The 24,918-nt window shown below is 53.2% G+C and carries 21 protein-coding genes; 13 read left to right on the top strand and 8 right to left on the bottom strand.

Annotated features, from left to right (window positions below; all coding sequences use genetic code 11):
• Positions 1-381: 381 nt before the first annotated feature.
• Positions 382-1,779, top strand: coding sequence for a S8 family peptidase (locus IEW06_RS03195; RefSeq protein WP_187733934.1), 1,398 nt, complete (start codon positions 382-384; stop codon positions 1,777-1,779).
• A 321-nt stretch (positions 1,780-2,100) separates the two neighbouring features.
• Positions 2,101-3,519 (top strand): S8 family peptidase, encoded by a 1,419-nt coding sequence (locus tag IEW06_RS03190; RefSeq protein WP_187733935.1) that lies wholly within the window; start codon positions 2,101-2,103, stop codon positions 3,517-3,519.
• A 91-nt stretch (positions 3,520-3,610) separates the two neighbouring features.
• On the opposite strand, the gene IEW06_RS03185 is transcribed toward IEW06_RS03190, so the two are convergent.
• Positions 3,611-4,087 (bottom strand): hypothetical protein, encoded by a 477-nt coding sequence (locus IEW06_RS03185; RefSeq protein WP_187733936.1) that lies wholly within the window; start codon positions 4,085-4,087, stop codon positions 3,611-3,613.
• A gap of 331 nt (positions 4,088-4,418) precedes the next feature.
• Between IEW06_RS03185 and IEW06_RS03180 the strand changes: the two genes are divergently transcribed.
• The 4 genes from IEW06_RS03180 to IEW06_RS03165 all read left to right on the top strand — a co-directional run bounded on the left by IEW06_RS03180 (position 4,419) and on the right by IEW06_RS03165 (position 7,037).
• Positions 4,419-4,616, top strand: coding sequence for a DUF433 domain-containing protein (locus tag IEW06_RS03180; RefSeq protein ID WP_187733937.1), 198 nt, complete (start codon positions 4,419-4,421; stop codon positions 4,614-4,616).
• 456 nt (positions 4,617-5,072) lie between these two features.
• The gene (locus tag IEW06_RS03175; RefSeq protein ID WP_187733938.1) at positions 5,073-6,122 is read left to right on the top strand and encodes a hypothetical protein; all 1,050 of its coding nucleotides are present in this window, start codon (positions 5,073-5,075) and stop codon (positions 6,120-6,122) included.
• On the top strand, positions 6,109-6,444 hold the full coding sequence (locus tag IEW06_RS03170; RefSeq protein WP_187733939.1) for an STAS-like domain-containing protein: 336 nt from the start codon (positions 6,109-6,111) through the stop codon (positions 6,442-6,444). Before IEW06_RS03175 ends, IEW06_RS03170 begins: the two co-directional genes overlap by 14 nt.
• A gap of 2 nt (positions 6,445-6,446) precedes the next feature.
• On the top strand, positions 6,447-7,037 hold the full coding sequence (locus tag IEW06_RS03165; protein ID WP_187733940.1) for a hypothetical protein: 591 nt from the start codon (positions 6,447-6,449) through the stop codon (positions 7,035-7,037).
• A gap of 117 nt (positions 7,038-7,154) precedes the next feature.
• On the opposite strand, the gene mfd is transcribed toward IEW06_RS03165, so the two are convergent.
• Entirely contained in the window at positions 7,155-10,628 is a 3,474-nt protein-coding gene (gene mfd / locus IEW06_RS03160; RefSeq protein WP_188547422.1) for a transcription-repair coupling factor, read from the bottom strand.
• Between the two features lie 170 nt (positions 10,629-10,798).
• Between mfd and IEW06_RS03155 the strand changes: the two genes are divergently transcribed.
• The 3 genes from IEW06_RS03155 to IEW06_RS03145 all read left to right on the top strand — a co-directional run bounded on the left by IEW06_RS03155 (position 10,799) and on the right by IEW06_RS03145 (position 13,442).
• A complete protein-coding gene (locus IEW06_RS03155; protein ID WP_187733941.1) occupies positions 10,799-11,095 on the top strand; it encodes a hypothetical protein in 297 nt (98 codons plus the stop codon).
• A gap of 72 nt (positions 11,096-11,167) precedes the next feature.
• Positions 11,168-11,908 carry a metal-dependent hydrolase gene (locus IEW06_RS03150; RefSeq protein ID WP_187733942.1) on the top strand — a complete coding sequence of 247 codons (741 nt, stop codon included), beginning with the start codon at positions 11,168-11,170 and terminating at the stop codon, positions 11,906-11,908.
• Between the two features lie 538 nt (positions 11,909-12,446).
• A complete protein-coding gene (locus IEW06_RS03145; protein ID WP_308421983.1) occupies positions 12,447-13,442 on the top strand; it encodes an NYN domain-containing protein in 996 nt (331 codons plus the stop codon).
• Positions 13,443-13,870: 428 nt separating this feature from the next.
• Here IEW06_RS03145 and IEW06_RS03140 read toward each other — a convergent pair whose 3' ends face one another.
• On the bottom strand, positions 13,871-14,338 hold the full coding sequence (locus IEW06_RS03140) for a PaaI family thioesterase (RefSeq protein WP_187733944.1): 468 nt from the start codon (positions 14,336-14,338) through the stop codon (positions 13,871-13,873).
• Positions 14,339-14,454: 116 nt separating this feature from the next.
• Entirely contained in the window at positions 14,455-14,898 is a 444-nt protein-coding gene (locus IEW06_RS03135; protein ID WP_187733945.1) for a GNAT family N-acetyltransferase, read from the bottom strand.
• Between the two features lie 232 nt (positions 14,899-15,130).
• Between IEW06_RS03135 and IEW06_RS03130 the strand changes: the two genes are divergently transcribed.
• Both IEW06_RS03130 and IEW06_RS03125 read left to right on the top strand, forming a co-directional pair.
• The gene (locus IEW06_RS03130; RefSeq protein WP_187733946.1) at positions 15,131-15,622 is read left to right on the top strand and encodes a YajQ family cyclic di-GMP-binding protein; all 492 of its coding nucleotides are present in this window, start codon (positions 15,131-15,133) and stop codon (positions 15,620-15,622) included.
• Positions 15,623-15,736: 114 nt separating this feature from the next.
• Positions 15,737-16,501, top strand: a complete 765-nt coding sequence (locus IEW06_RS03125) for a TerC family protein (protein WP_187733947.1) — start codon at positions 15,737-15,739, stop codon at positions 16,499-16,501.
• A gap of 80 nt (positions 16,502-16,581) precedes the next feature.
• On the opposite strand, the gene IEW06_RS03120 is transcribed toward IEW06_RS03125, so the two are convergent.
• From IEW06_RS03120 to IEW06_RS03110, 3 genes are all read right to left on the bottom strand, one after another.
• The gene (locus tag IEW06_RS03120) at positions 16,582-17,400 is read right to left on the bottom strand and encodes a J domain-containing protein (protein ID WP_187733948.1); all 819 of its coding nucleotides are present in this window, start codon (positions 17,398-17,400) and stop codon (positions 16,582-16,584) included.
• The gene (locus tag IEW06_RS03115) at positions 17,397-17,855 is read right to left on the bottom strand and encodes a hypothetical protein (RefSeq protein ID WP_188547420.1); all 459 of its coding nucleotides are present in this window, start codon (positions 17,853-17,855) and stop codon (positions 17,397-17,399) included. Before IEW06_RS03115 ends, IEW06_RS03120 begins: the two co-directional genes overlap by 4 nt.
• A gap of 66 nt (positions 17,856-17,921) precedes the next feature.
• On the bottom strand, positions 17,922-18,365 hold the full coding sequence (locus IEW06_RS03110; RefSeq protein ID WP_229743028.1) for a DUF6438 domain-containing protein: 444 nt from the start codon (positions 18,363-18,365) through the stop codon (positions 17,922-17,924).
• 178 nt (positions 18,366-18,543) lie between these two features.
• Here IEW06_RS03110 and IEW06_RS03105 point away from each other — a divergent pair, with 178 nt between their 5' ends.
• Positions 18,544-21,114: a T9SS type A sorting domain-containing protein gene (locus IEW06_RS03105; protein WP_188547415.1), complete on the top strand. Its 2,571-nt coding sequence runs from the start codon at positions 18,544-18,546 to the stop codon at positions 21,112-21,114.
• 269 nt (positions 21,115-21,383) lie between these two features.
• Here IEW06_RS03105 and IEW06_RS03100 read toward each other — a convergent pair whose 3' ends face one another.
• Positions 21,384-21,920 (bottom strand): RNA methyltransferase, encoded by a 537-nt coding sequence (locus IEW06_RS03100; RefSeq protein ID WP_188547413.1) that lies wholly within the window; start codon positions 21,918-21,920, stop codon positions 21,384-21,386.
• 147 nt (positions 21,921-22,067) lie between these two features.
• Between IEW06_RS03100 and mutS the strand changes: the two genes are divergently transcribed.
• A complete protein-coding gene (gene mutS / locus IEW06_RS03095) occupies positions 22,068-24,779 on the top strand; it encodes a DNA mismatch repair protein MutS (protein ID WP_187734231.1) in 2,712 nt (903 codons plus the stop codon).
• Positions 24,780-24,918: the final 139 nt, after the last annotated feature.

The following is a 24,918-nucleotide window of genomic DNA, read 5'->3' as shown; positions in this document are numbered from 1 at the left end:
CTTTTTTAGCTGTTTATACTAAAACTAGGTAGGCTAACCGCTGTGCCATGGCTGAGGTGTAGCACCTTTATAAAGATAAGTCTATCCCGATCTATAACATAGTAATTCCTCTATGTCACAAATAGTCAGCTTTGTTTCACGCTGGCAGGAAGAAGTCCAACACCATATCAGTTGCTATTGCCTGATTTATAGATAGATAAATAAAATAAGATATTTTGAAGATCAATGTCACTGTTTTGGCATAAGTTTCCTTTTTAATACCAGATTATTTACAAAACTTGGTACTCAGGAAAGTCTCCCCGAATTATTGGACGATTTATCTCCCTGATTTCTTCAGGGGCATTTCCTGCATTTTCTCCCACACCACCCTAAACCTTTTTCATGAAACTGAACAACTTCTCCCTCCCCGCGAAAACATTGTTCGCGGCCAGCGTACTGTCAGCTTTTGTATTGAGCAGCTGCGAAAGCAGCCTCGACAATATTCAGGATGAGCCCACCACGGCACAAAGCCAGTCGGATGCCCAAGGCGAATCAGGCCGCGACTATGTAGCCAATGAGTTACTGGTCAAGTTTAAGGCTGGATTGTCGGAAGAGGCTAAGGCCAATGCCTTGGCCCGCATCAGTGGCAGAGTATCGGAGAAGATTCTGACTAAGGCCATGGAAAGAGCGGGGGAGAAGGAAGGCCTGCTGGTGGTGCACACGCCATTGCAAGCCTTGGAAGCCATGAGCAAGATGAAGGGCGGACCCGAAATCGAGTTTGCCGAGCCTAACTATATCTATCAGCACGCCGCTGCTACCAATGATACCTACGTAGCCAATGGCTCCCTGTGGGGCGTTGATGGTAACGCATTCGGTAGCCAGGCTTCTACTGCCTGGGCTGCGGGCCACACCGGCTCAGCAAGTGTAGTAATTGGTATCATCGACGAAGGCGTACAATTTGACCACCCTGATTTGGCTGGCCAGGTCTGGACGAACCCTTATGATGCGGCTGATGGGGTCGACAACGACGGCAATGGCTACATTGATGACGTTCATGGCTGGGATTTCGACGGCAACGATAACAGCGTATATGACGGCACCACCCGTGGTAGCTCTGATGACCACGGCACGCACGTAGCCGGTACCATTGGTGCTAAGGCTAACAACGGCGCTGGGGTAGCTGGTGTGAACTGGAATGTGACCATGATTTCCTGCAAGTTCCTGGGTCGTCGGGGTGGCACCACCGCCAACGCCGTAAAAGCCGTTGACTACCTGAATGATCTGAAGTCTCGCCACGGGCTGAACATTGTAGCTAGCAACAACTCCTGGGGTGGCGGTGGCTTCTCGCAGGCCCTCTCTGATGCTGTCGACCGCGCTAACACCCGCAACATTCTCTTTATCGCAGCAGCTGGCAACGGCGGCAGCGACGGTGTAGGCGACAACAACGACGCTGTAGCTAGCTTCCCCTCCAACCTGCCCCAGGCTAACGTAATTGCTGTAGCTGCTATCACCTCAACGGGCGGTCTGTCGAGCTTCTCCAACTACGGTGCTACTACCGTTGACATCGGTGCTCCTGGCTCAGCTATCTGGTCAACCACGGCCTACAACACATATTCGTCGTACAATGGCACTTCCATGGCTACTCCCCACGTATCGGGCGGCGCGGCTTTGTATGCTGCTTCAAATCCAGGTGCAACTGCTGCTACTATTAAAGCGGCTATCCTGAACAGCGCGACGCCAACGACTTCGCTACAAGGCAAAACGGTAACTGGTGGCCGCTTGAATGTAAGTGGTTTCTAGGCCTGACTAGCTTAACGTGAAAGGCAGCTTGCTGCAAGTCATATTCAAACAAAAAGCCCCGCCAATATGGCGGGGCTTTTTGTTTGGCCGAACTTATCCTGAACTCTCTATATGCAGCTTGTGAAGGAGCAGTAATTAGCAAAGCGGAGCATTTTTCAGCAACTATGATTATGCCTTTAAGCTTGTTCTTTGCTAATAAAAATTATAAGTAAAGGCGATTTAGTCATACTTGTTCTTGAATCACTGAAGACATTTTTGTAGCTTCCTATTCTTCGCCAAAAGCGCTTGTAAACAATGGTTTAACTTCTACTACCTCTCCCCATGAAACATAAACACATGGCCGTATTCAGCAAGCCACTACTAGTGGGCGGTTTGCTATCTGCTATTTTCCTAGCGGGCTGCGAAAGCAGCCTCGACAAGATTCAGGACGAGCCCACCACGCAAAGCCAGTCGGCCGATGCCCAGGGCGAGCCGGGCCGCGATTATGTGGCCAATGAGCTATTAGTGAAATTCAAGGCTGGAGTGTCGGAAGAGGCCAAGGCCAATGCGCTGGCCCGCATCAGCGGTAAAGTGTCAGAGAAGATCCTGACCAAAGCCATGGAAAGAGCCGGGGAGAAGGAAGGCCTGATGGTGGTGCACACGCCCCTGCAAGCCTTGGAGGCGATGAGCAAGATGAAGGGCGGCCCCGAAATCGAGTTTGCCGAGCCCAACTACATCTATCAGCACACGGCCACTTCCTCTGACCCATACTACACCAATGGCTCCTTGTGGGGAATGTATGGCGCTGGCACAACTCCGGCTAACCAATATGGCAGCAATGCCGCTGCTGCATGGGCCGCAGGTAAAACCGGCTCAACGGCTGTATATGTAGGTATTATTGATGAAGGCATTCAGTTTGACCATCCCGATTTGTCAGGCCAAGTCTGGACAAACCCTTTTGACCCAGTAAATGGACGAGACGACGATGGCAATGGCTACGTCGACGACACTAACGGCTGGGACTTCGATGGAAACAACAACACCATCTATGATGGTGGTACCAAGGGTAGCCTCGACGACCACGGCACGCACGTAGCGGGTACCATTGGGGCCAAGGCGAACGGTGCCGGGGTAGCCGGCGTGAACTGGGACGTGAGAATGATTTCGTGCAAGTTTCTGGGTCGTCGGGGCGGCACCTCGGCCAACGCCGTGAAAGCCGTAGACTACCTGACTACCTTGAAAACAAAGCACGGACTGAACATCGTGGCCAGCAACAACTCCTGGGGCGGCGGCGGCTATTCCCAGGCTTTATTTGATGCTATAAACCGCGCAAATAATGCCGGTATCCTCTTTATCGCGGCTGCTGGCAACGGCGGCAGCGACGGCGTAGGCGACAACAACGACGCAACCGCCAGCTATCCTTCCAATTATAATGTAGCAAACGTTATTGCTGTAGCCGCCATCACGAGTACGGGTGCGAGGTCGAGCTTCTCCAACTACGGCGCTACTACCGTCGACATCGGTGCTCCTGGCTCGGCTATCTGGTCAACCACGGCCTACAATGGCTACTCCTCCTACAGTGGTACGTCGATGGCTACGCCGCACGTAACGGGTGCCGCGGCTTTGTATGCTGCTGCGAAGGGTGGCTCTGCTGCTACAATCAAGAATGCCCTAATGAAAAGCGCCGTAGCAACTTCTTCACTGAGTGGTAGATGCGTGACTAGTGGCCGTTTAAATGCATATGGGGCACTTTCTTGGTAAAAGACTTTGCCTATAGAATGATAATTTATTGATGATTTATAGAAAAAGCCCCCCAGAGCAGCTCTGGGGGGCTTTTTAATTTGTTACTAACCTATTCTGTAAACGTAAGCGCCGGCGTCCGGGCAATGATGGTCGACTGGCCTGGTCCGGTCATGCGCTGTAAGTAGAAGTAGCAGGTAACCGGGTGCTGAAGTTGATACGGTACAGAAGCAGGCGTTTCCCAGACGGAAATCAGGGGAAAGGTTAGCTCTACGGTACCTTTTTTATCAGGCACAACCACCCAGCTTTGGCCACGCGTGAAGGTGACCCCGCTGACAGTCGGTTTGAAGAGGAGATCCACGCGGTAGCCAAACGCAGAAGCTTCATCATCGGCTAGGGTATAATTAAGAGTGGCCGAAATGATCGACTCTTTAGAGACTTTCGCGCCGGCCGCGGGCGTCATCGTGACAAGCGTAAGAGAGTTGGTAGCCGGCGCTTTGGGCGGCGCAGGTGCATCTTCTTTCTCGCCGCAACCGAGCAGCGACAACAGTAAAAACAGATAAGCGCTAACACGGGTAGCTAAAGGCATAAGACAACAGAAATTAAGTGAGTGAGGATATAATTTTCACTACAAATCAACCCATTTTCAGCAGAGTAGCAGCAGGTGGTTTATAAAATAAGTTAGAGACAGAAACGGCGTCCAGGACGAGTGGAGGTAAGTGCAGCCAAAAGCCCAGGAAGCAGCCGCGCCAGCAGCGTCTTGGGGCTTTTTTGGGCTGCTACACCAGATACAGCCCATACGCCCGCGTCAACTCCGCCTCGTGCCGGTGTTCCAGGAAATACACGCCCACGTGGCTAATCGCGTTCTTGGAGGAACTAGACGCTATCGACTACTTTTATAGGTAGCAAACCCCTTCGCTATGGACTACCAGGCTTACGTTTCCATTGACCCCGAAATCCGCTTCGGGCGGCCCTGCCTGACGGGTACGCGCATCAGCGTGGCCGATGTGCTGGGCTGGCTGGGCAACGGCCAAACGATACCGGAGATTCTGGAAGACTTCCCCGAGCTGACGCAGCAACAGATTCAGGCCTGCCTGCTGTACGGCAAACTGTCGTAACGATTTTATAACAATAAAAGCCCCCCAGAGCAGCTCTGGGGGGCTTTTTTGCGGCTACGGCGGGTTCAATCGGAGGGAGGGGCATCGCGACGCTACGCTGGGGGCGGCAACCGGGGGCGGAGGCGACCGAAGCCCCCGAAACCGAAGTTACGCAGGGTTGTCAGCTTTTGCAGTGGGGAGCTAGGCAGTAGCAGCAACTTTAAGCACTGTCTGTGCTAAAGATTATTCCTCAAGCTACTTTTCATACCCTAGCTATGGTCCTCCTAAAGAGGGGACTAAAATTAATTTATGTAGCCTCGATTCACTAATGACAAATCGACGCGTAGCATCTTGAAGCCAGTCATGATCTGTGAAGTTACTTTGGTTAAGAATATAATTTAAGAGTGATACTCATCAGTAACGAGGTTTAGTTATATTGCACCATGAATTTAAATTCATCTGTACTTCGTTTATTTTATGTATAAAATAAAAAACAAATCCATATTTTTTCTAAAATCAAGATTTAAATCTATTGCTAAAAGGAAAAAAAGTCATAATGAAAGGCTGATAAAATGGAAAATAAATCAAGGTGTAAAGAGAGCATTATATCAAAAATTAAGAGAGCCTGAAGATCACCCTGCACCGAAAATATTCTCGCTCATTCAAAATCCTGAAGGTGTTTTAAAATACTTTAGAGAGATTGGTGATGTGCTGAGTAGAAGGAAATCTATCTTATTGAATTTAGAAGATATAGAAGTTCTTACTTCTGATGCTATTGCATTTTTAATTGCCATAATCAAAGATCGTAGATTCAATCGTGGAGTAAAAATAGAGGGATTACCTCCCAGGAATCTAAAATTATTTAAAATGCTCGCCAGTTCTGGTTTTTATAAATTTGTAAAGAGCAAAATGTCTGCTTTGGAGAAATCAGATCATATTTTACTCCACACAGTCACTAGAAATAAGGTAGAAAATAGGTTAGCTAAACAAGCAGCGGCACAGGCAGTTTATCACACATTTGGTGATAAAAGAAAGTTTAGGCCAGTATATGAAATTCTTATAGAATGTATGGCTAATACCAACAACCATGCAGATACTATATACCAAGGAAGATATGATTGGTGGTTATTTGTTTACAATGATGAAGAAAGTAAAGTATCAAAATTTACCTTCCTTGATTTAGGGGTAGGAGTGTTTAATAGCATTCCCGTAAAAAAGTTTAAAGACTTAGTAACGTTGAAAGACTTGGCTGCAAAATTGGGTCTATTACAAAATATTTATTTGGTCGATGATTTATTCAATGGAAGAATATCTTCACGGACTGGCTTAGGTGAAAGAGGGCAAGGATTTCCTCTCATATATGAACATTCAAAAAATGATTTGCTTCAAAACTTTTATCTTGTCTCAAATGATGTCTATACTAATTTAAAGACAGGCGATAAAAAGGATCTAGAAAATTTACTGCCAGGCACATTACTGACATGGGAACTTCATCCTGAAAAATACATTGAAAATGAAACCAACTAAAATCATAAATATAGCAGCTGACTTTACGGATGCTCCTGGTGCTAGATATAAGAGTGATGGGCCTTTCTCTGGAGAAGCATTTTATGAAAAACTTTTATTGCCTGCATATATTGAGACAGTAAGAGATAATGGATTATTGCTTGTCGATCTAGATGATACATGGGGCTACGCTTCTTCTTTTATATCTGGTTCTTTTGGTAAATTATCTCAAAAATACGGCGCCGCTGATGTCTTAAAACATATTAAATTTAAATCAGATGATTCTCCTGCGTTAATCTTGAAAGTTGAGAATGAGATTCGGAACCCTATTAAAAATAAGTGATTATGTTTTTAAAAAGTAAAATACCTTTTATTATTACATTAATGTTAGGTATTATAATAGGTTTCATTATTTCGGTTGCACCTGATAGATTTTATCTATTGTCAATTGAGAGTAAAATATCTTTGGGGGAATTAAGTAATATACTTGTTACTATTATTTTGGCTTTAATAATACCTATTTCAATAAACAAGTGGATTGATGATAATAAATCTATTAAAAGCTTGTTCTCTTATGAAATAGATGCTAGTTTAAATTCATTAAAGGACATAAAAGATTTAATAGATATATGTTATGATAGCGGCCTGGCAGTTCAGGATGGTCAAAAAAATAAGATAAATTTTATGTTTAAAGTATTAGATAATAGAGTTGCGTTTATGGTAGAGAGAATAAACAGTAAATATAAACAGGAGTGTCAAGGTGTTATCGCGGATGTAAATGGCAAGAATAATACCTATTGGGTGACGGTCACTAATGGTGAATTAATGACTACTGGTTATATCATTAATAGTACATTTATGCGGAGACACGCTACCGCATACGTTAATTTAGAGAATGCACTAAAAAGAGTTAAGTACGAGTTAAATGAATTTTGATAATTGTTAAACCATTTGCAGATAATAGACTTGTAAATTGGATATTTATGACAAATGCCTAGTTACGTGACTACTTCAGTCAAGTAACTAGGCATTTGTAAGTTCTTGTTTTTAAGATTACACGCCCACCTTCTCCTCACTGCCCAACTCACTTAGAATCCGCTTGGCGGCCTGCACGCTTTTCACCTCCTCGATGCTGACGATGAGCTGTTCCTTGCGCTCCTTCATGGAGGCGGTGCGGGTGTGGGTTTGCACGTAGCTGACGATGTTGCCGAAGGTTTCGCCCTGGAAGTAAGCCTCGTTGTCGGTGGCCGAGATGTAGCCTTTCAGCAGATTCTTCTTCAGCGTCAGCTTCTCGAAGCCCACGTGGCAAGCTTGCCAGCGCAGGCGCACGATGTCGGCCAGTTGCTCTACTTCGGGCGGTAGGGGGCCAAAGCGGTCCACGATGCCAGCCACGATTTTGCGCAGCTCCTCGGGGCTTTTCACCCTATCCAGCTTGGAGTAGAGCTGCAAGCGCTCCGATACGCTGCTCACGTAGCTATCCGGAATCAGGATTTGCAGGTCCGTCTCGATGTTGCACTCCTTGGGGCCTTTGGTGCCGGCCGCTTCCTGGAGGCGGCCGGTGGTGTCGCCCAAAAACAGGTCGCGGAACTCGGTTTCCTTCAGCTCCGTCACCGCGTCGTCGAGAATCTGGTGGTAGGTCTCGAAGCCCAGATCATTGATAAAGCCGCTCTGTTCGCCCCCCAGCAGGTTGCCGGCCCCGCGAATATCGAGGTCGCGCATGGCCACGTTGAAGCCCGCGCCCAGGTCCGAGAATTCTTCCAGCGTGCTCAGGCGCTTGCGGGCGTCGGAGGGCAGGGTAGCTACGGGCGGGGTGAGCAGGTAGCAGAAGGCCTTCTTGTTGGAGCGCCCCACGCGGCCCCGCATCTGGTGCAGGTCGCTCAGGCCAAAGAGGTGGGCGCGGTTGATAATAATGGTGTTGGCATTGGGAATATCCAGGCCCGACTCGATGAGGTTGGTGCTCACCAGCACGTCGTATTCGCCGTCGATAAACTTCATCATGCGCTTCTCCAGCGCGTCGCCCTCCATCTGCCCGTGTATGTAGGTGATGCGGGCGGCGGGCACGAGGCGCAGCACCATGGCCGCCATTTCCTCAATGTCCTTCACGCGGTTGTGCACCAGGAAAATTTGCCCCCCACGCTTGATTTCGCGGGCCACCGCGTCCCGGATCAGCAGCTCATCAAACACGTGCAGCTCCGTTTGCACGGGCTGGCGGTTGGGCGGCGGCGTGGCAATCACGCTCAGGTCGCGGGCGCCCATGAGTGAGAAGTGCAGGGTGCGCGGAATCGGCGTAGCCGAGAGCGTGAGCGTATCCACGTTCACCTTCAGCTCCTTCAGCTTGTCCTTGGTTTTTACCCCAAATTTCTGCTCTTCATCAATCACCAGCAGGCCCAGGTCCTTAAACTTGATGTCCTTATTGGTAAGCCGGTGCGTGCCGATGAGAATATCGGTTTTGCCCTCCGCCACGCGGGCTAGGGTTTCTTTTATCTGCTTGGTGGTCTTGAAACGGTTCACGTACTCCACCGTCACGGGCAGGTTGGCGAGCCGCTCGCGGAAGGTTTTGTAGTGCTGCATGGCCAGAATGGTAGTCGGCACTAGCACAGCCGCCTGCTTGCCATCGGCCACGGCCTTAAACACCGCCCGAATGGCAATTTCGGTCTTGCCAAAACCCACGTCGCCGCAAATGAGGCGGTCCATGGGGTGAGGCACTTCCATGTCGCGCTTCACGTCCTCGGTGGCCTTGGCCTGGTCGGGCGTGTCTTCATAGATAAAGCTCGATTCCAGCTCGGCCTGCATAAAGCTGTCCTTGGCAAAGGCGTGGCCGGGGGCCGTTTTGCGCTTGGCGTACAGCCGAATCAGCTCGGCGGCAATGTCCTTTACCTTCTTCTTTACCGACTTCTTCTTGTTTTCCCACTCCGGAGAGCCCAGCTTGCTCATGGTGGGCGGCGTGCCCTCAGCCCCCGAGTATTTGGCAATCTTGTGCAGGGCGTGAATGCTCACCGTCAGCACGTCGTCGTCGCGGTACACCAGCCGAATGGCCTCCTGCAAGTGCCCGTTTATCTCCACCTGGGTTAGGCCCGCAAAGCGCGCGATGCCGTAGTCCTGGTGGGTCACGTAGTCGCCGGGCGACAGCGTGCGCAGCTCTTTGAGGGTAAGCGCCTTCTTCTTGGAAAACTTGCGCGCTTCCTGGGCCCGATAAAACCGCTCAAACAGCTGATGGTCGGTGTACACGGTCAGGTTGAGGATTTCATCAATGAAGCCCTCGCGCAAAGCCAGCAGCATGTGCTGGAAGGTTACGTTGTTATCAAGCTCGTCGAAAATGGTGCGCAGCCGGTCGGCCTGCCGCACCGAGTCGGCCGCAATAATGCAGGTAAAGCCTTTCTGCTGGTTTTCGCGCAGGTTTTTCACCAAGCGCTCAAAGTCCTTATTAAAGCTCGGTTGGGGCCGGGCCGAAAATTGAAAGTCCTCGGCATTCTTAAAGCTGAACCGCTTGCCAAACTCCACCACGGCGAAGTTCTCCAGCAGCTTCTTAAACGACTTCCCCGACTCAAACAGGTCCTCCGGCCGGCTCACAATCTGCATACCGCCCGCCGATTGCAGCATCTCCTGAAACCCCTGGTCGGCCTTCTCAAACGACTCCCCGACAATGTCGATAGTCTGACGCACGTCCTTTATCCAGAGCGCCGTATTGCGCGGCATAAAGTCCAGAAATGCCTCCCGGGTTTCCTGCAACAGCTTGGTTTGCACGTTCGGGATAATGCTCACCTGCGGCTTCTGCTCCACCGACAGCTGCGTCTCCGGATTAAACGTCCGAATCGTTTCCACCTCATCCCCGAACAGCTCGATGCGATACGGCAGCTCGTTAGCATAACTGAAAATGTCCACGATACCACCGCGCACGGCAAACTGCCCGGCCTCGTACACAAAGTCGGTACGCTCGAAGTCGTACTCCGCTAGCATCTCACTGATAAAGTTGACATCCAGCTTCTCGCCCACTTTCACCAGAAAAGTGTTGGCAACTAAGCTTTTCTTGTTGATAACTTTCTCAAACAGCGCCTCCGGGTAAGTCACAATCAACTCCCCGCGCACTTCTGTTTTCGAAGCTTTGCCATTAGCGCCCACGGCGGCACCACTGCGGCTGCTGCTGAGGCGGTTGAGCACCTCGGCGCGCATGAGTACGTTGGCGTTTTCCGTCTCATCGAACTGATAAGGCCGCTTATAAGAGCTAGGGAAAATAAGCGGGTCCTCATCTGGCAACAGGTGCTGCAAATCGGCCAGGAAGTAGCTGGCCTCGTCTTTATCGTGCAGCACAAACAGGTGGTGCTGCTCCGGATAAAGCGTATGTGCAGCCGCGGCCAGCACGGCATCCTGGCTGCCCACCAGGCCGCGTAGATGGATGCGCGTTGGTCCGTCGGGCGCGGGCTCACCGGTAGCGCGCAACGACCGGGCAGTGGCCGGATTCAGGCGGGCCGCCACGGTCATGACAGTGGGGTCGAGGCGGTATAACTGGAGGAAGTCGGTGACTTTCAAAAGGCAGAGAAGGCTAGTAGGGAGGCAAAGGTAGAAGCCCGACCGGATGGTTTTCCGGTCGGGCTACTATGTGCTAGGCAATACCACACCGGCGGGCCGAAAGTTTCCAGCTGTGTAGCGTATATTCGTTGTAGCGTAACCAAGGCAGAATATTAGCGAATAACATAAGTATGGACGACAAGAATAAAGACCTGCCGCTGGTAGTATCAGAAATCCTGATTGAGATGCAACAGATGCGACAGCAGTCTGAGCAGCAGCACCAGGAACTGATTAAGGTTTTCAACCGTAGTTTTGACCTAGTGGTTGAACATTTTGGTGAATTAAGAACTGATGTTAAATCCTTGCGGGGCACCGTGGAGCAAATTGACAAGCGCTTAGCCAATGTGGAGCAAAAGGTCACCGAGTTCGTTGACTTTGACAAGCGCCTGCGGGTGCTGGAAGATATTGTGTTGAAAAAAGCTTCCTAAAAAAGCCCCCTAGACTGAAGCTGCCGTCCGCGCCGGTATCTTCGTCTTCTGGTTTCTGCTAAAATTTATAAAGTGCGCGGTTCTTCTCACCTGGCCATCGGCCTGATTACGGGCGTGGCCATTGCTGGCCTAATGCCCGGTATCCCCTTTTCACCCGCTGGTATTGCCCTCGCCGGCTTCTCCTCCCTAGCCCCCGACCTCGACCACCCCGAAAGCCGCCTGAGCAAACGCCTGGGTTTCTCCCATAACTACGTACGCTGGGCCTTCGCCGCTGCCGGTGCTGGCTTAGCCGCTTACACCCATTTCCTGCTACCCTTGGGCCCCGACCGGCGCATGGGCTTCACAGCCGCGCTGGCGTTTGGATTGCTGGGCTTGGCTATGCAAGGCGGCTCCGTACGCAAGCTGGCGCTACTGTTTACCGGCGTGCTCACCGTATTGGCCGGCTTATACTTTGAGTTTCTGTGGGTGAGTTTGCTGGGAATCTTCGTGGCTGTAGCGCCCTTCACCAGCCACCGCTCCTGGACGCATACCATTTGGGCCACCATCCTCTGGACCTACATCGGATACTTAGCTAATCAGGCCTTGGGCTGGCATGGGGTGGCTCACTTTGCCGGGGCTGGCTACCTATCCCACTTGCTCGCCGATTCGCTTACCAAACAGGGGGTGCGCTGGTTCCTGCCTTTCTCCGATACTAGCTTGAAACTGCCGCTTATCTCGACTGGGTCGGCTACGGGCAATGTATTGGAAGTTGCCATTTGCGCCGGCTACGGATTATTGGTTCTAGGGTTAGTGGTTGGGCGTTTGCAGTTTTAATAATTTATAAAGTCTCCTATCCTGAAAGCCCTGAAAGTACTCAGGGATAGCCGCAGAAGGTGCTACGTATATCGCGTATGGACAAAAAATAGATTATTGCACAGAAAGATGTACTGACAGAAGTTTGTATTCTAAAAATGATGCAGTTAGTTTCGCCTACTGAAAGATACTTGAGCGTAAATAATCTGGTGTAAAATACGTAGTATTAAATATATTTTTTTTAATATTACGTTTATATTAAATCAGTTACTTATACTGCGATTCCTGCAGCGCCTAGCGGCTTTCTACAATCAGTTTTATAACCTACTCTTTTTTCGAGCTGTTTTACTAGCATCGCCCCCAGTAGTTATCCGGAGCGATTGGCTCACCCAGCGACGCGGTACTCAAGTATTGCTTTAACTATTCTAGGTAGTGCGAGCAGCGTGCTTTGTATCTTTGGCCGGGCCATTCATTACTTTTTGATTACCCTGCCGAACTTACTTACCCGCTCCTATTTCACACCTCACTTGCGCACAAAAATTTATTTAGTATGAACCAGATGAATAGCCCTCTGATTCGGATAGGCGTCTTCTACGACGGCAATTATTTCCTGAAAATCAGCGATTACTACTACTTCCAGCATGAGCGTAAGGCTCGTATCAGTTTGGAAGGTCTACACGAATATATCCGTCACCAGGTAGCCGAAGAAGAAGACGTAGACGTGCGCCTGAGCCAGGTGACCGACTCGCACTTTTTCCGGGGCCGCCTAAGCGCTACCGAAGCCCGCGACAAAGATCGTCTTTTCCACGACCGTCTGCTCGACGATATTCTGATGCACCTGGGCGTGACTACCCACTATATGCCCCTGAAAACCCGCGACGGCCGTTTGCAGGAAAAAGGCATTGATGTATGGTTGGCTTTGGAAGCGCTGGAACTGGCTCTGCACAAAAGCTTTGACGTGATTGTGCTCATCGCCGGCGACAGCGACTACGCTCCGCTGATCAAGAAGCTCAATACCATCGGCACCCGTGTGATGCTGCTGAACTGGGACTTCAAGTATGTGGACTTCAAAGGTGAGAACCGCGTAACCCGCGCTTCTCAGCAGCTGTTGGAGCACGCCACGTACCCCATTTCTATGCACGACGTGATTGACGCCGGACTGGCCAGCAACGACGAGCTGATCGAAAATCTGTTTGTGACTCAGCCCGAGCCTGCGCCTTTCCCAACGGTGAAGCCTGCCCGCCCCACCGGGCCTACGGCCGCCGGCCCGGTAGGCACGGTGGGCATGAGCACCATCAAAAACCTCAAAAACGGGTTTGGCTTCGTGGTAATGCCCCCCAACAACCTTTTCTTCAGCTACGCTGACATGTCGGAAGGCGACTTCAACGACCTGCACGAAGGCGATTGGGTGGAGTTCACCGTTGGCCGCAACCACCGCGACGAGGATTGCGCCCGCAACGTGCGGAAAGTACAGCCCCCACAGGAAGGCGAAGGCGACGAGTACGACGACGAGACCGAAGAGCACGAGTCGGCCAACAGCTCGGAGCATTTATAAACCAACTTATGCCGCTGTAATTCCACCCAACGGTTCGGCGACCATCCACTTTCGACTCTTCATGGTTGCCAGAGCTAAGAGTTGAATTCTTTAACAAAAAAGCCCCCCACAGCTATGCGGGGGGCTTTTTTGTTTGTAAAGTTTGAAGCCAACCGAACTAATACTGCCTCTCTAATCCGTTCGTCATGCAGAGCGGAGCGAAGCATCTCGCGTGTTTCATTGCAATGGTATTGTCATGCTGAGGAGTCGAAGCATCTCTCCCGCTGACGTCAGATTAGTATTGCAACGAAGCGGGAGAGATGTTTCGACCAGCTCAGCATGACCGCCTTTTAGCTAACAACATCAGCATGCGAGATGCTTCGCTGCGCTCTGCATGACGAACGGGTTGGGGAATAATGAGCACTAAAACAGTCGGCGCAATAATCTCTTTACTCCTCTTTCGGAAACAGCAACTCGTGGAAGTCGCGCTTGTCGGCGGGGTAGCGGTTGAAGGTGCCGAGGCCGCGGGCCACGACTATCTCGCGGGTGGCACAATAGATATCGGCGCTGGCTACGATGAGGGTTTTGCCGGAGTGCTCTACGTGTCCGCGGGCCAGCAGATGGTCGTGCAGCCGGACGGGCAGGAGGTAGTTTATCTTGAATTCAACAGTTGAGACTAGCTCGCTGGCGGTGAACGCCAGGCTGAGCGCGGCTGCGCCCAGCGCCGCATCCATTAAGCCAGCCAGCACGCCCCCGTGGCAGGTGCCGGGCGACGACAGGTGATCTTCCCGCACCTTCATGCTATAAACGACTTCGCCCGGCCTGGTCATGCTGAGTTCCATACCGTTGGTGCGGCCGTAGTTATTGATCTGGTTGTAGAGCGCGATTAGCGTGGCAACGTTCTGAGTAGGTTCCATAGTAGCTGAAAAGATACGGGTCCTTTGGATAAAGCCCCCCAATAACACCTGTTGCCTCCCAGCAATTTCTGAAGACGTCGGTACTGTAAGCAAAGCTTTTTTGCGGCAGCAAATGGCTATACGGCCAGCGACTTGCGCATCCGAAAATGCGGAATTACGCCAAACAGCGTATGCGAAGGCGCCACAATTTCATAGCCCAGCTTCTGGTAAAACGCCACGGCCGACTCGCGCGAGTCCAGTATGCATTCTGTAAAACCCTGTGCGGCAGCATATTCCTCCAGATACATCATCAGCTGCTGCCCAATGCCGCGGCCGTGCCAGTTGGGGTGCACAGCCACAGCGCGCACCTGTACCTGGCCCGGCCCGGACGGATGCACGCGGGCCACCCCGATAACCGTACCGTCGTCGGCTACGGCCATGGCGTGGTGGGTGGTGGGGGCCTCATCGTCGGCGGCGCGCTCCGAGCCGGGGGGCTGCTGCCAGGGCTGGCGCAACACCTGATAGCGCAGGGCATAATAAGCAGCAAAGTCGGCGGCGGAGCGGGGCTGGCGGATGGTCATGAGTGGTTCAAATGCGAGGATTGAGCAGATTTGCCCCCAGCCATCGGGTGCAGGCAGTGGCAGAGCGGCCTGGCAAAATAACGGAAACCCTCGCTTAGCTGGGGGGCAAATTTGGGCGGACGGCCTGAAACACAACCGCGCACGAACGTTGGCAAACGCCTACCTTTGGCGCCGCCGTCACCCAGACCGCCGGACTAACGTACTGATTACTCCACTCCTCAAAACCCTACCGATGCCTTCTTTCGATATTGTTAGTAAAGTAGATCCGCAAACGCTTGAAAATGCGGTGAATACGGCCAAAAAAGAGCTTCAGACCCGCTACGACCTGCGCGACACGAAGGGCGGCATCGAGCTGGACAAAAAAGCCAATACCATACAGCTCAGCTCCGAGAACTCCATGCGCGTGAAGTCTTTGGAAGATATTCTGCTGACGCGCATCGTGAAACAAGGCCTCGACGGCACCTGCCTCGACTTCTCGGAAGAGGAGCAGGCCTCCGGAGCGCTGGTGAAGAAAACGGTGAAAGTGCGGGCCGGCATCGATAAAGACACGAGCCGCAAAATTGGCAAGCTCATCAAAGACAGCAAGCTCAAAGTAGACGTGCAAACCCAGGATGAGCAGGTGCGCGTGGCCTCCAAAAAAATCGACGAGCTGCAGCAGGTAATGGCCCTGCTGCGCGGCGCCGACCTCGGTATTCCCTTGCAATTCGTGAATATGAAAAGCTAAACACAGCTTTCAAGAATGGGGCAGATGCTGCTGGCTCAACTGGCAGCGGCATCGGCTCCATTCTTTATTTCTTTAAATCCTTGCCCTCCGTTTACTCTGCAAACCTGCGTTTGAATGTTCGATATTTCTGTTTTCTCCGATCCTAATACCTGGATTAGTCTCCTGACGCTGACCCTTATGGAGATAGTGCTGGGGATTGATAACATCATCTTCATTTCCATCATTGTCAACCGGTTGCCGGCCGAGCAGCACGGGCGCGGTCGGACGATAGGTCTCGCGATGGCCCTGCTGTTTCGCATTGGCTTGTTGCTGAGTATCAGCTGGATTGTCAGCCTGAAAGACCCCTTATTCACGCTCAACTTGCCCTTCCTAGACGCTGACCACGGTGTATCAGGGCGCGACCTGATTTTGTTCGCTGGGGGGCTTTTTCTGCTGGCTAAAAGTACCACCGAGATTCACACCAAGCTCCAGGGCGAAGAGGAAAGTCACGAAACTGGCCAGTACAGCACCTTTGCGCGAGTTATCATTCAAATCATTCTTATCGATATCGTCTTCTCCTTCGACTCTATTCTGACGGCCGTCGGCCTTGTCGATAATGTGCTGGTCATGATCATTGCCGTTATCATTGCTATGGGCATTATGCTGGCCTTTGCTAAGATCATCGGCGACTTCGTGAATAAGAATCCGACGGTAAAAATGCTGGCCTTGTCCTTCCTGATTATGATCGGTATCATGCTGGTTATGGAAGCTTTCCACCAGGAAATTCCGAAAGGCTACGTGTACTTCGCCATGTTCTTCTCCTTAGGTGTGGAAATGCTGAATCTGCGCTTGCGCAAAAAAGTGCCCCCCGTGGAGCTGCGCGATTCGCGCTTCGATTAGAGCATTCAACTCGTAAACGAACGGGGGCTGAATTCGCGGTAAAACGCGAATTCAGCCCCCGTTTGTTTGGAAGCAATAGCCTAGATGCGCAAGAGGAGATAGAGATTGATTAGGGCAAACAGACAAGCTGTTATGGCTGCATCTACGGTCCGGCGGCGTACCAGACCGGGCCAGACTCCTACCAGCGCTGCTATCCACATAAGGAAAATAAATACCAGTTGCGGCAGGCCATAGATGGTTCTCTCCCAGTTATCAATGGTATCCGCCCGCGGAGCCAGCGCGGGGCGATGCGTCATAACCTGCTGAAAAATGGCAGTTCTGGTGAGGTTAAGCAATTGGCCTTCCGTATAAGGAACCTGGCTCTGAAAGGAAGTTTGGGGCGTTTCTATTTGGTAATAACTATCAACAATAGAGCCCCGGCGACCATACACAAAGTAACGGGTTTGCGACACTACCGGCTCCTGAACAAGGGTAAAAGTCCATTGCGAATCGACGGCCAGCAGCAGGCCAAACCCAATCAGAATGCGGCAGATAAGCCGGGCCACCGGCGTGTAGCGGGCGTATTGGGCGGCATACGGGTCGCCTTTGGGGCGGCGCGGCATTACGGGTGGGGGCCACGGCCCGCGGTAAGCGGGATCGGGGTGCCGGGGAGCAGCAGGACGAGGCGCCACCGGCGGGGGCGGATTGCGCAATGCCCACAAGCGTGCATCGTACGCCTTGCGCTTGTCGGGCAAGCTCAATATTTCGTAAGCTCGGTTTATGGCCAGATAACGCTCGTGCGCGGCCGGGTCCTGGGTGCGGTCGGGGTGGGTGAGAAGTACCAGCCGCCGATACGCCTTCCGGATATCGGCCGCCGACGCTTGCTCAGATATCTCCAGCGCCTCATAGTGTGTGCTCATTCCCCAGTTGCAGTTCCTTCAGCAAGTAGGGAAGCCAGGGCAGTCACATGGTCCTGCACCCGCCGAATAGCCAGCTCCAACAGGCGCCGGTTGAGCTCAGCGCGGTTTGGGCGGTAATAAGCTAACTCACTCTGCGTAAACAAGCCCACCACCGTGCCCACCAGCAGGTAGCGCAGCTTCACGTTGCGCGTGAGCAGCTCTGCCACCACCCGCTGCTGCTCCACCACCGACGACGCGAGAAACGGAATATGGTGCTCCTGAATGAAATCGGCTACCAACAGCAGCAACAGCTCATTTTGCAGCTTCAGCACAGGCCGCAGCGTGCGGTGCAGGAAGTCGCCAACGGTGGGGCCATCAGCGGTGGGGGGCAAAAAAGCCGTTTCAACCAATGGGCGCGAGGTGAGAATTGCCGCGTCGCGGTCGGCGGGAGTAAAAGCGGCAGAAGTCTGACTCATGGTTAAAAAAGCCCCCCAGCGGCTTAAAAGGGAAGATATGGGTGGTAAAAGGTAATTGGCCCTGCGCTATCTGGCTGGCATGGCGCTCTGCTGCCAACGGTCGGCTTTTATTAGTTTGATTAACTCCGCCTCCAACGCTTTCAACGCCGCTGGGGCGCCGTCGTAATCCCGGATGCGCTTGCTCTTGCCCCCCTTCCAATAAGTGATGTACTTGGTCGGATAGTCGAGCTTGGTAGAAACATAGCTATCCTGAAAAGCGAAGAAATTAGCCGCGTCGAACTTGGCTATGAGCTGCTTTCGCTCGGCCGCCGTCAAGCGACTCCGATATGTGCCCTGCCGGGGGGCATTTTCGCCGCCTTTGTACTCCATACGGCCATCGGTGTACACCGTAATCTCATCGACGGGGCAGGGGCCCATGCAGGCAGTGCGCTCCAGCTGTATAAGCTTTTCGGTGGCCGCCTGCACCGGCCGGCAAGCGGCCAGCCAGGCAATGGTCAGTAGCAAAAGCACACCGGATAAAGTCCTGCTATAAAATAGCTTCGTCATAAAAAGAGCCCAGATTCGGCGCAAATACCGAAGCTAATAGGAGCATACTGGTAAGAAGGGATATTTTTTCGGAAAAATGAGCGCGATACTCTAAATTTAAGGATCTACAGCTTTATTGGCCGAATGTGCCGTCCGTTGATTTGTGAAAAAACTACTCTTACTCTCTTTCCTGGCATGCGGAACATTGGGCACCGCGCGCGCGCAGCAGCTGGTATCACAGGCCGAACTGGTGCTGGAATCGCGGCCCGCGAAGCCCGTGATCTGCTACGCCCGGAACGAGGACATGCACACCTATGTGGCGCCTCCGGCTCAGTTTCTGAACCGCACTGCCGGCCGCCCCACCGCCGACCGGGCCCGCATTGAGGTTACCTACATTGGCTTCCCCGCCGATGCCCGCGCGGCCTTCCAGAAGGCAGTCGATATCTGGCAGTCCTTGCTCTTTTCGCCGGTTGTTATTCGGGTAGAAGCTCGTTGGGAAGCCCTGGATGAAGGTGTGCTGGGTGCCGCCGGCGCTACCCAGATTTATCGGAACCTGCCGGGCGCGCCCAAGAGCAACATCTGGTATCCGGTAGCTTTAGCCGAGAAAATTGCCGGCCAGGAGCTCAATGGCACAAATGCCGACATCAGCGCCGAGTTCAGCAGCAACTTCGACTGGTACCTGGGTCTTGATGGGCTTCCGCCCGCCGGCAAATACGACCTGGTATCGGTGGTGCTGCACGAGCTGGGCCACGGCCTGGGCTTCGTGGCAGCTTCCAGCTACACCGATCCGCCGCCCGTAACGGGCCCCATAGCAAGTCTGAACAGCTCCGGCTTCCCCTGGGTTTTCTCTACATACATCGAGAATGGTCCGGGAAACCGGCTGGCCGGCAACAGCCGGTTCCCTAGTCCTTCCCTGGCCCTCGCCGATCAGTTCACTAGCAATGATCTGTACTTCGGCAGCCCATTGGTTAACGCTGTCACGAACGGGCAGCGCGCCCGTCTGTACGCCCCCGCTAAGTTTGATGGCGGCTCCAGCATTTCGCACCTGGACGAGGTTTCTTATCGTGCCGGCGACCCAAATTCCCTGATGACACCCGTCCTTGGCAGAGCCGAGGCTATTCAGAGCCCTGGCCCAATCACGCTCAAGATGTTCGACGAAATGGGCTGGTTTAATACCGCTATTCGTCACAACCCTTCCTTACGAGATACCGAAACCGCCCAGGACTTTGTGGTGCGGGCCAATGTGGTCAGCGACGGCACCATCGTGCCGGGCTCCGTGCGCCTGTACTACCGCGTTGATAATGGCACCGATGCGCCGGGCGCTACCGACACGGTGCTCCCGATGACGGCCGCCAACGGCTCTACGCAGTATACGGCCACCATTCCTAATCCCGGCCTGGGCCGTCGGGTGAGCTATTATATTTCGGCCGCCGATGTCGAAACGGCTCGCACGTACACGGCTCCTGGCGTGCTGTTGTCCACGGAAGCAACGAACACGCAGCCGCGCTACCAGTTCTTTGTTGGCCCCGACGTTGTGCCGCCGGTGCTGGTTCATCAGCCGTCCCCGTTCATCTTTGCCAGCAACCTGCCTTTAGTCCTGACGGCCCAGGCCAGTGATAACATTGGAATAGCCTCTGTAGCAGTAGAATACAGTGTGAACGGCATTGCGCGGCCCACCTTCAACCTGACGCGCCAGTCTGATAATATTACGTATCGGGGCTCCATTGCCAGCACGGCGGGCGCACCTATTGTGGCGGGCGACCTAATCGCCTACCGCCTTATCGCCCGCGATGCTTCTTCCAATGCCAACCAGACGGTGAACCCCACCACTGACGTATACCGGGTGCCGGTGGTGAGTATAAAAGCCCCCCAGGCTTCCTACGTCAATAATTTTAACGCCATAACGGCAGCTACGCCCCCCGATTTCGTGGGTAATGGCTTCTCCATCGCGCAGCCAGCAGGCTTTAATGATCTGGCTATTCACTCCGCTCATCCTTACCCCGATGCCAATAATACGCTGATATATCAGCTGCTGACCCCCATTATTGTTGAGGCTGATCCGGCGAAGTCAACCCTTACCTTCGATGAAGTGGTTCTGGTAGAGCCAGGCTCAGATGGTGCTCCCTTCCCCAGCGCCGATTTCTTCGACTATGTAATAGTAGAAGGCAGCACGGATGGCGGGCAGACCTGGAATCCGGTGGCTGATGGCTACGACTCCCGCGATAAAGAGGAGTGGCTGGCCGCGTACAATAGCGCCATCAATGAAGAGCAAAACTCCACGGCTGTAGGTACGCAGGCGCTCTTTTTGCCGCGTGCCATGAACCTGCGCGACAACGGCTACTTCCTCGCCGGCGATGTGGTACGTCTGCGCTTCCGCCTTTTCGCCGATCCGGCGGCGCACGGCTGGGGCTGGGCCATCGACAACCTGCGTATTCAGGATAACACCGTCACTAGCCTGGCTTCCGAGTTGAAAAAGACCGGCGGCCTGAATGTGTACCCTAACCCAAGTGAAGGCAGATTCACGGTGCAGGCACGCTTTGCGAAGCCCACCGCCGGTTTGCAGATCATCGTGCGCAATACGCTGGGGCAGGTAGTGTTGCGTCAGTTACTGGCCGGCGCGCAAACTGAACTCAAGCAAGCCCTCGACCTGAGTGCGCTTTCGGCTGGCATGTATATGGTAAGTGTAGGCGTAGAAGGCGACGCCGCCGTGCGCAAAGTGCTGATTACGAAATAACTATTTGCCAACTGAAAAAGCGGCAGCTCCACATCGGGGCTGCCGCTTTTTTGTGATTGGGGATTAACGAACGGAATCAATCCTTTCCACACTAAATATTAAATCAGAACGTCATGCAGAGCAACGCGAAGCATCTCGCGTGTTTTGCAGGATTAGTAATCCAGTGTCAGCACGCGAGATGCTTCGCGTTGCTCTGCATGACGTTCTGATTTGTTCGTTCGGATCAAATTTTTCCATATTCATATAAGGAGGACCTATAGGTGGTATGACTAATTGCCAAAACCCATCTTCCGCATAAAATCCCAGAGCACCACGCCCGCCGCTACCGACACGTTCAGCGAGTGCTTGGTCCCGAACTGCGGAATTTCTACGGCCGCGTCGCACAGGGCTAATACTTCGTCTTCCACGCCAAACACCTCATTGCCCATTACCAGCGCATAAGGCTTCGTTGGATCAGGCTGGAAAGCACTGAGCGACTGGCTGCTATCCGTCTGCTCCACCGCAATCACCACGTAGCCCTCGGCTTGCAGCTGGCGCACTACATCGGTGGTCTGGGGGGCAAATTCCCAGGCTACCGACTCCGTGCTGCCCAGGGCCGTCTTGGTGATTTCGCGGTGGGGCGGGCGCCCCGTGATGCCGCAGAGCCAGATTTTCTCTACCGCAAATGCATCGGCGGTGCGGAAGGCGGCGCCCACATTATGCAGGCTGCGCACGTTATCGAGCACGAGGGTAAGGGGGATTTTTTGCGTATTTTTGAAGTCTGCTACCGTCAGTCGGTTCAGCTCTTCCATCGAAAGTTTGCGCATAACGCAAAGGTAGGAACGCGTTCCGGCGCGCTGGCCAAGAGTGGCCCAAAAGCACAGAAACAGTTGAAAACAAAAGTTAAAAAAGGCCCAGGGCCGCGCTCCGAAGCTTACGCCGCCGTGGCGCCTACCCTCGAAACGACGCCCCTCATGCGTCAGTACTATCAGCTGAAGCAGCAGTACCCCGGTGCGCTGCTCCTGTTTCGGGTGGGCGATTTTTACGAAACCTTCGGCGAAGATGCTGTCACCACAAGCCGCATCGTGGACATTGTGCTCACCAAGCGCGGCGCTGGCACCTCTTCAGAAGTGGCGTTGGCGGGCTTTCCGCACCACTCCCTCGATACGTATTTGCCCAAGCTGGTGCGCGCCGGGCAGCGCGTAGCCATCTGCGACCAGCTCGAAGACCCCAAGCAAGCCAAGGGCCTGGTGAAGCGCGGCGTAACGGAATTGGTTACGCCGGGCGTCTCGTTCAACGATAATGTGCTGGAGCGTAAGTCCAACAACTACCTCTGCGCGGTTCATTTTGGCAAGCAGGAGGCTGGTATTTCCTTTCTCGACATCAGCACCGGCGAGTTTCTGGTGGCCCAGGGCGACGTACCGTATCTAGGCAAGCTGCTCCAGAACTTTGGCCCTGCCGAGGTGCTTTTCTGCAAAAAAAGCCGCCAGGAGTTTGAGCAGCACTTTGGCCCCGACTTCTGCCACTACGCCCTCGATGAGTGGGTATTTGGATTTGATTACGCCCACGATACGCTCACGCGCCACTTCAAAACCACTTCGCTTAAAGGTTACGGCATTGATGGCTTGCGCGAGGGTATCACGGCGGCGGGCTGCATTCTGCACTATCTGGCCGAAACCAAGCACACCAACGTGGGCCATATTGCCGGCATTGGGCGTCTGGAAGAGGATAAATACGTGTGGCTGGACCGCTTCACCGTGCGCAACCTGGAACTGGTGCAGCCTCAGCACATAGGGGGCGTGCCGCTGATTGAGATTCTGGACCAAACGGTGACGCCGATGGGCGCTCGTCTGCTGCGCAAATGGGTAGTGCTGCCGCTAAAGGAAGCCGCTCAGATTCAGCGCCGCCTTGATACGGTGGAAGCTTTGTTGGCAAATACTGATCTATTGGGGGAAATAACCCAGCACCTGCGCCAGATAAATGACCTGGAACGCCTGATTTCGAAGGTTGCCGTGCGCCGTATTAACCCGCGGGAGCTGCTGCAATTGAGTCGGGCGCTGGAGGCTATTGGCCCCATTCGGACAGTGCTGGCGGGCTCTGGCATCCGCGCCTTGCAGAAGCTGGCCGATCAGCTCAACCCTTGCGAAACTCTCTGCACCGACATCACTACCAAAATCCGCCCCGATGCGCCCGTGCTGACCAACCAGGGAGGCGTGCTCAACGATGGCATTGACAAGGAGCTGGACGAGCTGCGCAGCATCGCCTTTTCGGGCAAGGATTATTTGCTGCAATTGCAGCAGCGCGAGCAGCAGAATACGGGTATTTCTTCCCTGAAAGTAGCTTACAACAAGGTGTTTGGCTATTATCTGGAAGTGTCTAATGCCCACAAGAATAAGGTGCCAACCACCTGGATTCGTAAGCAGACACTGGTAAATGCTGAGCGCTACATTACGGAGGAGCTAAAGACCTACGAGGAGAAGATTCTGCACGCCGAGGACCGCCTGTTCGTAATTGAGCAGAACATCTACAACGAACTGGTGCAAGCCGCCGCCGACTATGTGCCGCAGATTCAGCAGAACGCCCGTGCGATTGGCGTGCTCGACTGTCTGGCCTCGTTTGCAGCCACGGCTCGTCAGTACAACTATGTAAAGCCGACGGTGAATGACGGCAGTCTGCTCGATATTCGTCAGGGCCGCCACCCCGTTATTGAGCGACAATTGCCGCCCGGCGAAGCTTACATTCCAAACGACATCTGCCTAGACCAGGACGACCAGCAGATTGTGGTCATCACGGGTCCTAACATGGCGGGCAAATCGGCGCTACTTCGCCAGACGGCTCTTATTGTGCTGCTGGCCCAAATCGGCTCTTTTGTACCCGCCGATGCTGCTACCATCGGCGTTATTGACAAGATTTTTACCCGTGTAGGTGCCTCCGATAACCTGAGTAAGGGCGAAAGCACCTTCATGGTAGAGATGACTGAAACGGCCAGCATCCTGAATAACCTCTCCGACCGCAGCCTCGTGCTGATGGACGAAATTGGGCGCGGCACCAGCACCTATGACGGTATCAGCATTGCCTGGGCCATTGTGGAGCATTTGCACAACAGCCTAAAAGCGCGGGCCAAAACGCTATTTGCCACCCACTACCACGAGCTAAACCAGCTGGCCGATGATTGCCCTCGCGTGCGCAACTACAACGTGGCCGTGAAGGAAGCCGACGGGCGCATTCTGTTTATGCGCAAGCTGGTGGCCGGCGGTTCAGAGCATAGCTTCGGTATTCATGTGGCGCGAATGGCGGGTATGCCCACTTCGGTGGTGCTGCGGGCCAACGAAATCATGCATCACCTGGAGCAGGAGCGGGCTCATGCCGGCGACGCCGAGACCGACGCGCCCACCGAGTTTGATGAGTTGCTGGCAGGCCTGGAACCCGATGAGCAAGGTGGCAAAGTACTGCCCTTAAATGGCCAAGCGCCCGAAAAAGCCCCCCAGCGCGGTCCGCGGGCCCAGCCGGTGGCGGCCGTAGCTACAGCCCCGCGTCCGAGCCTGCAACTAAGTATGTTCGAGCCCGCCGACCCGGCGTTGGAGCGCGTGCGCGACCTTATTCAACAGCTTGATGTGAATACACTCACGCCCATCGAAGCGCTGCTAAAGCTGAACGAGTTGAAGCTGGCGCTGGGGGGCAAATAAGGAAAGCCATTTAAAGTTGCGCAAGCCAAAGAGCAGAACCAGGTAGTAAAAAAAGTGCCTGAGAATGAGGGCGAAGCAACTTTTTGCGAGATAAATCAAGAAAAATGTGGCTTCACCTCTTGACAAAAGCGAAATACAT

It is taken from the genome of Hymenobacter qilianensis, from assembly GCF_014638675.1.
Classification (GTDB): domain Bacteria; phylum Bacteroidota; class Bacteroidia; order Cytophagales; family Hymenobacteraceae; genus Hymenobacter; species Hymenobacter qilianensis.
The sequence above is the reverse complement of the archived record's forward strand: the minus strand, read 5'-3'. Positions and strand labels throughout refer to the sequence as shown.